Source organism: Rhizobacter sp. (genome assembly GCF_031412495.1).
In the GTDB taxonomy this organism is placed as follows: Bacteria; Pseudomonadota; Gammaproteobacteria; order Burkholderiales; family Burkholderiaceae_C; genus Schlegelella_A.
This window is the reverse complement of record NZ_JANODC010000430.1, coordinates 1-7,384: the sequence shown is the minus strand read 5'-3', so window position 1 is coordinate 7,384 and position 7,384 is coordinate 1. Positions and strand designations below refer to the sequence as shown.

Sequence of the window (7,384 nt, the reverse complement as noted above, 5' to 3'; positions counted from 1 at the left end):
CGATGACCCGATGCTCGCGGTGCGCACGGCGCGCGAGCGGCTCGCCTTCCAGCGTTCGCTGGCGCGCCTGATGGACTGCTTCAGCGCCCTCGACGACGCGCGCTTCCCGGTCGTCTGCGCCATCCAGGGCGGCTGCATCGGCGGCGCGCTCGACCTCGCCACCGCCTGCGACATCCGCCTGTGCAGCGCCGAGGCATTCTTCACGGTTCAGGAGATCTCGATCGGCATGACCGCCGACCTGGGCGTCCTGCAGCGCCTGCCGAAGATCGTGCCGCAGGGGGTGGCGCGCGAGATGGCCTACAGCGGCGAGCGGCTCGGCGCCGAGCGCGCGCTGCAGGTCGGCCTCGTCAACGCCGTGCTGCCCGACATCGGCGCGCGGCACGAGCGGGCCCTCGCCCTGGCGCGGACCATCGCCGCGAAGTCGCCGCTGGCGATCGCCGGCAGCAAGCTGGCCCTCAACCACGCCCGCGATCACTCGACCGCCGCCGCGCTCGAGCAGATGACGCTGCTGCAGAGCGCGATCTTCGACACCGGCGAGATGGCGACGGCGATCGCGGCGTGGAAGGCGAAGGGGCCGGCGACGTTCGAGGCGCTGGGAGGCGCAGGCCCGCTCTGACGGCCGAGGGGTTTAACGCCTTCACGACGCGTGGGCCGCCGGGCGGCTGGCGCTCGTGGCGCCGAACGGCAAGGCCGGTCAGCGGCCTTCGAAGCGAGGCGGGCTCTTGTCCAGGAATGCGGCGATCCCGGCCGCGAAATCGCGTGTTCGCGTGCTGGCCCGGAACTGCTCGGCTTCGGCCTCCAGCTGGCTGGCCAGGTCGTGGTCGAAGGCCTGCCGCAGCAGCCGCTTCAGCCGACCGTAGGCGAGGGTGGGTCCATTCGCCAGGCGCTGCGCCAGCGCCATCGTCTCGCGCTGCAGGTCGGCGGCCGGGACGACCCGGTTGACCAGACCCAGGCGCAGCGCCTCGGCCGCGTCGAAGCTCTCGGAGAGCAGCGCGATCTGCATCGCGTTGCGCAAGCCGACGAGCCGGGGCAGGTGCCAGGAGCTGGAGAGATCGCTGCTGGCGCCGATGCGCGTGTAGGCCAGGTTGAAGGTGGTGCCCTCGGCGGCCACGGCGATGTCGCAGGCGCAGGCGAGGCTCATGCTGCCGCCGGCGACGGCACCGTGCAGGCTGGCGATCACGGGCGCGTCGATCGCCGCCAGCAACGTGACGCTCGCGTGCATCGCCTCGATCAGCTGGTCGGCGACGGCGGTGGCGTCGCCGCCGCGCATTGCCGCGAGGTCGCCGCCGACGCCGAAGCAGCGGCCTTCGCCGCGAACGACGACGGCACGCACGCTGCGGTCGTCGGCCAGGGTGCGACAGGCGGCATGGAAGGCTTGTGCCGTCGCGACGTCGAGCGCGTTAAGTGCTTCCGGGCGGTGAATGCAGAGGGTCGCGACCGCGCCATCGCGGAGCAGGCGCACCGGAGAGTCGTTCATGGCGGCGTCCTCGCCCTCCGGTTGCTGCAGCCACCCCGTGGGGCTCAGTACAGAAAGATCGGATTGATGATCGCCTGCACGGCGCCGGTGATGCGCGACGGGCCGAGCGTGAAGAGCCCCTCGTAGACGCCGTCGCGAACGGCCTGGTCGGACACCACGTTCTCCAGGATGAAGATGCCGTGCTGGGCGAGCAGGATCTGGTGCACGTGGAAGACCTGCGTCGGCTTCTCGAAGGGCAGCACCTCCAGCCCCCAGGTGTCGGCTCCCACCATCGCGACGCCGAGCGAGGCGAGGTAATGCGCGCCATCGACGCCCAGGCCGGGCTCGACGCTGCCGTAGCGTTGGTCTTCCTTGCCGATGAGCTTCGTCCAGCCGGTGCGGAAGATGACGACGTCGCCGCGGCCGATCTTCATGTTGCCCTGGCGCGCGAGCGCTGCGTCGATCTCGCGCCGGTTGAAGGCGGTGCCCTCGGGCACCGGATCCTTCCCGGTCAGGCCGACCATGTCGAGGATGACCCCGCGCGTGGCGATCGCCGGCACCGTTTCCATGCCGAACTTCTTGAGGCCACCGGTGGCGATGACGTCGGCGCCCTTGCTGCAGTTGTAGTAGGTGCCGTCGATGCCGATGTGACCGAGCCCGTCGAGCTGGGTGCCGATGCCGACCCAGCCGGCGATGATGTCGTCGTGGTAGTTGGTCTTCGTCTCGCCGAGGGAGCGGCCGTATTCCTGGCCCGGCGTGAGCACGGTGATGCTGAAGGTGCGCGGCGGGAACGCCGGCGTCTTGCTGTTGGTCTCGATGCCCATGCGCATCGCCTTGCCCTGCTTGACGAGCCGGGCCGCCTCCAGCGTCTTCTGCGCGGTGATCGTGTTGAGCGCTCCGATCTGGTCGTCGGCTCCATAGCGCGACCGGTAGCAGCTCTCGTAGGTCTGGCTCCAGGTGGTGCCCGCGGCGCCGGCGAGGGCGAGGGCAACGATCATCTTGCGGGTGGCGCTCATGGGCGGGTCTCCTCGTGGCGTTCGCGAAGCGCCTTCTTCAGCAGCTTGCCGTTCGCGTTGCGCGGCAAGGGATCGGGTCCGAGCGACCATCGCTCTGGCACCTTGTAATCGGCGAGCCGGGCGGCACAGAAGGCCTGCAGCTCGCCTGCATCGACCGGCCCGCGCAGGCAGGCGAAGGCGCGAACGCGTTCGCCGAGCACCGGGCAGGGATAGCCGACGACCGCCGCCTCGACGACGCGGGGGTGCTGCAGCAGCACCGCCTCGACCTCGCTCGTGAACACCTTGTAGCCGCCACGGTTGATGAGGTCCTTGATGCGGTCCAGGATGTGAAGGTAGCCGGCGGCGTCGATCCGGCCCAGGTCGCCAGAGTGCCACCAGCCGTCGGTGAAGGCAAGCAAGGTCGCTGCCGCATCGGCCCAGTAGCCGCCGACGACCATCGGCCCGCGGATCCACACCTCGCCGGGGGTGTCCGCCGGCAGGGCGCGGGCCTCGGCATCGACGATCATCAGCTCGCCGCAGGCGACGGCGACGCCGACCGAGGCGGGCTTTCGCACGGTGTGGCCCGGCGGCATGATCGTCGCCGGCGACGCGGTCTCGGTGGCGCCGTAGCAATTCACCAGGCCGAGCGACGGCACGGCCTCGGCGAGGGCGGCGATCGTCGCCGGCGCCATCGGCGCGCCGCCGAAGCCGCCGATGCGCCAGGCCGCGAGGTCGAACCGTGCCGGGTCCTCCTGCAGCAGGCAGAGCTGGTACATCGCCGGCACCAGGATGGTGTGCGTGATCCGCTCGCGTTCGGCCAGGCGCAGGTAGTCGCCTGCCTTGAACGCGGGCAGGAGGACGAGGGTGCCGGCGACATGCGCCATCGTCCAGAGCTGGGCGACGAGCCCGGTGACATGGCTGAGCGGCACGGCGACGGCGCTGCGATCGCTCGGCCCGAGCGCCATCGCCAGCTCGTAGTGCAGCGCCGAGTGGACGATGTTGAAGTGGGCGAGCATCGCCCCCTTGGGCCGGCCGGTCGTCCCCGAGGTGTAGAGAACGACGGCGGTGTCCTCCTCGTCGACCGCCGCCGGGGCCCGCGGCTCGCCGTCGAGCGCCTCGAGGGCCGATGCGGCGAGCGCCGGGACCGAGGCAGGGACGTGGCCGAGCAGGTCGTCTTCCACCAGCGCCAGCCGTGCCCCGCAGTGCATCGCGACATAGTCGACTTCGGGCGGCGCCGATCGGATCGACAGCGGCACCGCGACGGCGCCCATGCGGGCCAGCGCCAGGCTGGCGACGACGAAGTCGGCGCGGTTGCCGAGCAGCAGCAGGACCCGGTCGCCCGTGCCGATGCCGCGGTCATGCAGGCCTCCGGACAGCCGGCCGGCGGCGACGCCGAGGTCGCGCCAGGTCCAGCGTTGCTCGCCGGCGACCAGCGCCTCGCCGTCGCCGCGGCGCTCGACCGCCGCGTCGACCATCTGCCACAGCGAACCGGGCCGTTCGGCGAAGCAGTTGACCGTGCGGTCGCCGTAATGCCGCTCGGGGCGCAGCCGGGGCGGCGGGCCGTCAGGCATTGGCGCCCCGCTCGATGGTGTATTGCCGCGCAAAGAGCGCCGTGTCGTGGTGACTGTCGCTCTGCGCGACGAGCACGGCGAGGGTCGTCCCCTGCAGCGCGTGGATCACCTCGGTGAGGCGCTGCGCGAGGGCAGGGGCGACGCCCTCGAACGGCTCGTCGAGGAGCAGCAGGCGCGTGCCGACGACGAGGGCCCGGGCCAGGGCGACCAGCTTCTGCTGGCCACCCGAGAGAAGCAAGGCCTTGCGCTCGCGCATCGCCTCGACCTCGGGCAGCAGCCGCCAGGCGAGCGCCAGCCGCTCGGCGGCCGGCAGGCGCGGGTTCGCCCACAGCGGAAGCCGCACGTTCTCCTCGACGCTCAGCTGCGGCACGAGGCCGCGGTCCTCCGGCATGTAGCCGATGCCGAGGCTGGCGCGCGCGTGGCTCGGCAGCCCCCGCAGATCCTGGCCGGCGAAGTGCACTTCGCCGCCGGCGACCACGAGGTGGCCCATGACCGCGCGCATGAAGCTCGTCTTGCCGGCGCCGTTGCGGCCGACGAGGCTGACCATCTCGCCGGCGCCGACCTCGATCGACAGGTCGCGCAGCGCCGGCATCGACTGGATCGACGCGGCCAGCGAACGCACCTGCAGCAAGGCCGTGCTCATGAATGCATCCTCGGCCTGCGGCCGTTCCCGCCGAGCGGGACGGAGCGTCCCCTTCGGAGCGGCCGTGCGGGGACGCTCACCGCGGGCTCCCGGTGACGTGGCGCTGCACGTCGGGGTCGGCGAGCACCGTGTCGGGGTCGCCGTCGGCGATGACCCGGCCGCTGTAGAACGCGAGCACGCGCTCGGAGAAGCGCGCCACGATGTCCATGTCGTGCTCGATGAAGACCACCGCCGCGGTCTCCCCCTGCAGCGCCTCCATGACGCGGCGCATGGCGTCGAACTTCTCCGCGGCGCTGACGCCCGAAGTCGGTTCGTCGAGGAGCAGCAGGCGCGGCTTGCGTGCCAGCGCCATGGCGATGTCGACCAGCTTGCGGACGCCGCCCGCCAGCTCCTGGACCGGCCGGTCGGCGTCGGCGTCGAGGCCGAACCGCTCCAGCAGCGACAAGGCCCGCTCGTCGCGGCCGTCGGCGGCCGCGACGGCCCACAGCGACGGCCGGGCCCCGGCTGCTGCGACGGCGACCAGCAGGTTCTCGCGCACGGTCATGTCGAGGCACAGCTGCGGGATCTGGAACGAGCGGCAGATGCCGAGGGCGGCGATGGCGCGGTGCGAGAGCCGGGTGATGTCGCGCCCGTCGAGCCGGATCTCGCCGGCGTCGGGCGGCAGGTAGCCGGTGACCATGTTGACGAAGGTCGTCTTGCCGGCTCCGTTGCTGCCGATGACGGAAAGCCGCTGCCCGGCGGGGACGTCGATGTCGATCGCGTCGGCGGCGACGACGGCGCCGAATCGCTTCGACACGCCGCGGGCCGAGAGCAGCGGCGGTGCGGTCATGAACGCCTCACTTGCGCTTGACCCACAGCGAGCCGAGCCCGGCGGGCCGGAAAAGGATCACGAGCAGGAGGAAGATGCCGAGCGCCATCTGCCAGCTGTTCGGGAAGTACAGGTTGGAGAACGAGCGCACGACCTCGAGCAGCAGCGATGCGACGAACACCGCGACCACGCTCTGGTAGCCGGCAAGGACGGCGACGAAGACGAATTCGCCCGAAGTCGTCCAGTTCGTGAACTGGGGCTCGACGTGGCCGAGGGCCAACGCGGTCAGGGCGCCGCCGAGGCCGCCGAGCAGCGCGCTGATGACGAAGCTCGTCGCCAGCGAGCCGCGCGCCGATGCGCCCAGGTACTCGACGCGCAACGGGTTGGCCCGCACCGCCTGCGCCATCAGGCCGGCCGCCGACTGCCAGTAGCGGGCGACCGCCAGGGTGGCAACGATGGTGCAGGCCGCCGTCAGGGCGAACAGGTTGCGCTCGGTGTCGGCCCCGGCCATCGACAGCCCGAACAGGAACGGGCGGGCCACCTGGATCCCGTCGCTGCCGCCGAGCGCCTGCGACTTCGAGAGCAGGCCGAACAGCACCATCGACAGGGCGAGGGTCAGCATCGCGAAGAAGATGCCGCGGTAGCGGGCCAGCAGCGGGGCGAACACGGCGCCGGCGAGACCGGCGGCGAGCGTGCCCGCGACGATGCGCACGAGCGCGTCGGAGACGCCCGCGTGCTGCTGCAGCAGGGCCGCGACATAGGCGCCGATCGCGAAGAACATACCCTGCCCGAAGGTGGCGCCGCCGCCGCGGGTCAGGACCACGACGCCGAGCACGGCCAGGCCGTGCGAGAGCGCCATCGTCGCCAGGAAGAGCAGCCACCTGGGCGCGAAGGCCCAGCACAAGGCGAGCGCGGCGATGGCGATGCCGGCGACGAAGCGGTTGCGCGCCGTCAAATCAACCTCGCCTTGACGCTCTGGAACAGGCCCTCGGGCCGGAACACCAGCACCGCCGCCATGACCAGGTAGATGCTGAACAGCTCGATCTCGGGCATGAGGTGCACCGACGCGGCGCGGGCCAGGCCGACCACGAGGGCGCCGATGGCGGCGCCGGCGATGCTGCCGAGGCCGCCGATGATGACGACGGCGAAGCTGACGACGATGACGCTCACCGAGAGCCCCGGCTGGACCGAGATCAGCGGCGACGTGAACGCGCCGCCGAGCGCTGCCAGGAAGACGCCGGCGGTGAAGGCCGCGGTGTAGACCCGGCGCACGTCGACGCCCATGCTGGCGCTGATCTCGGCGTTGTGGATCACGGCCAGGACGACCTTGCCCGCGACGGTCCGGTTGAGCACGAACCAGGTGCCGACCCCGCACACGATGGCCAGGCCGATGAGCAGCACGTCGTAGCCGGACACGCGCATCGCGCCGAGGCGGAAGCTGCCGAACAGCTGCAGGGGTGCCGTCACGAAATACGGATTGACGCCCCAGACGAGCTTGCTCACGTCCTCGAGGATGAGGAAGAGGGCGTAGGTGACGAGCAGCAGCAGCACCTCGTCGTGGCCGTAGAAGCGGGCCAGCAGGGTGCGCTCGAGAAGCGGGCCGAGGAGGGCGGCGACGCCCGCCGCAGCGAGCAGCATCGCCACCAGCGACCAGCCCGGTGCCAGCTGCCAGCTCGCCGCCACGGCCACGGCGCTTGCGGCAGCGTAGGCGCCGAGGGCATAGACGCTGCCGTGCGCGATGTTGAGGATCTTCAGGACCCCGAACACCAGGGTCAGGCCCAGCGAGACGATGAACAGCCACGACGCGTAGGTGAGCGCGTCGACGAGGATCGTGAAAGCAAGCATGGGCGGTCAGGCGGGGGCCGGCCGCGCCCTCGCGGCCGCTTTCGCGCCGCCGGGGCGAGCGCAGGC

Annotated in this window: 8 protein-coding genes; 1 reads left to right on the top strand and 7 read right to left on the bottom strand. The window is 71.6% G+C overall.

What is annotated here, in order from left to right:
- Window positions 1-616, top strand: a 616-nt coding sequence (locus AC30N0_RS16115; RefSeq protein ID WP_489518916.1) for an enoyl-CoA hydratase-related protein, incomplete at its 5' end; no start/stop codon positions are given.
- A gap of 78 nt (window positions 617-694) precedes the next feature.
- Here the strand turns inward: AC30N0_RS16115 and AC30N0_RS16110 are convergent.
- The 7 genes from AC30N0_RS16110 to AC30N0_RS16080 form a co-directional block, all read right to left on the bottom strand.
- Window positions 695-1,477 carry an enoyl-CoA hydratase/isomerase family protein gene (locus AC30N0_RS16110; RefSeq protein ID WP_489518915.1) on the bottom strand — a complete coding sequence of 261 codons (783 nt, stop codon included), beginning with the start codon at window positions 1,475-1,477 and terminating at the stop codon, window positions 695-697.
- A 44-nt stretch (window positions 1,478-1,521) separates the two neighbouring features.
- A complete protein-coding gene (locus AC30N0_RS16105; protein WP_489518914.1) occupies window positions 1,522-2,472 on the bottom strand; it encodes a cyclase family protein in 951 nt (316 codons plus the stop codon).
- Window positions 2,469-4,022, bottom strand: a complete 1,554-nt coding sequence (locus AC30N0_RS16100) for a class I adenylate-forming enzyme family protein (protein WP_489518913.1) — start codon at window positions 4,020-4,022, stop codon at window positions 2,469-2,471. The genes AC30N0_RS16105 and AC30N0_RS16100 overlap by 4 nt, the downstream gene beginning before the upstream one ends.
- Entirely contained in the window at window positions 4,015-4,665 is a 651-nt protein-coding gene (locus AC30N0_RS16095) for an ATP-binding cassette domain-containing protein (RefSeq protein WP_489518912.1), read from the bottom strand. Before AC30N0_RS16095 ends, AC30N0_RS16100 begins: the two co-directional genes overlap by 8 nt.
- 76 nt (window positions 4,666-4,741) lie before the next feature.
- The gene (locus AC30N0_RS16090; RefSeq protein ID WP_489518911.1) at window positions 4,742-5,494 is read right to left on the bottom strand and encodes an ABC transporter ATP-binding protein; all 753 of its coding nucleotides are present in this window, start codon (window positions 5,492-5,494) and stop codon (window positions 4,742-4,744) included.
- Window positions 5,495-5,501: 7 nt separating this feature from the next.
- A complete protein-coding gene (locus AC30N0_RS16085) occupies window positions 5,502-6,428 on the bottom strand; it encodes a branched-chain amino acid ABC transporter permease (RefSeq protein WP_489518910.1) in 927 nt (308 codons plus the stop codon).
- Entirely contained in the window at window positions 6,425-7,318 is an 894-nt protein-coding gene (locus AC30N0_RS16080) for a branched-chain amino acid ABC transporter permease (protein WP_489518909.1), read from the bottom strand. The genes AC30N0_RS16085 and AC30N0_RS16080 overlap by 4 nt, the downstream gene beginning before the upstream one ends.
- Window positions 7,319-7,384 lie beyond the last annotated feature (66 nt).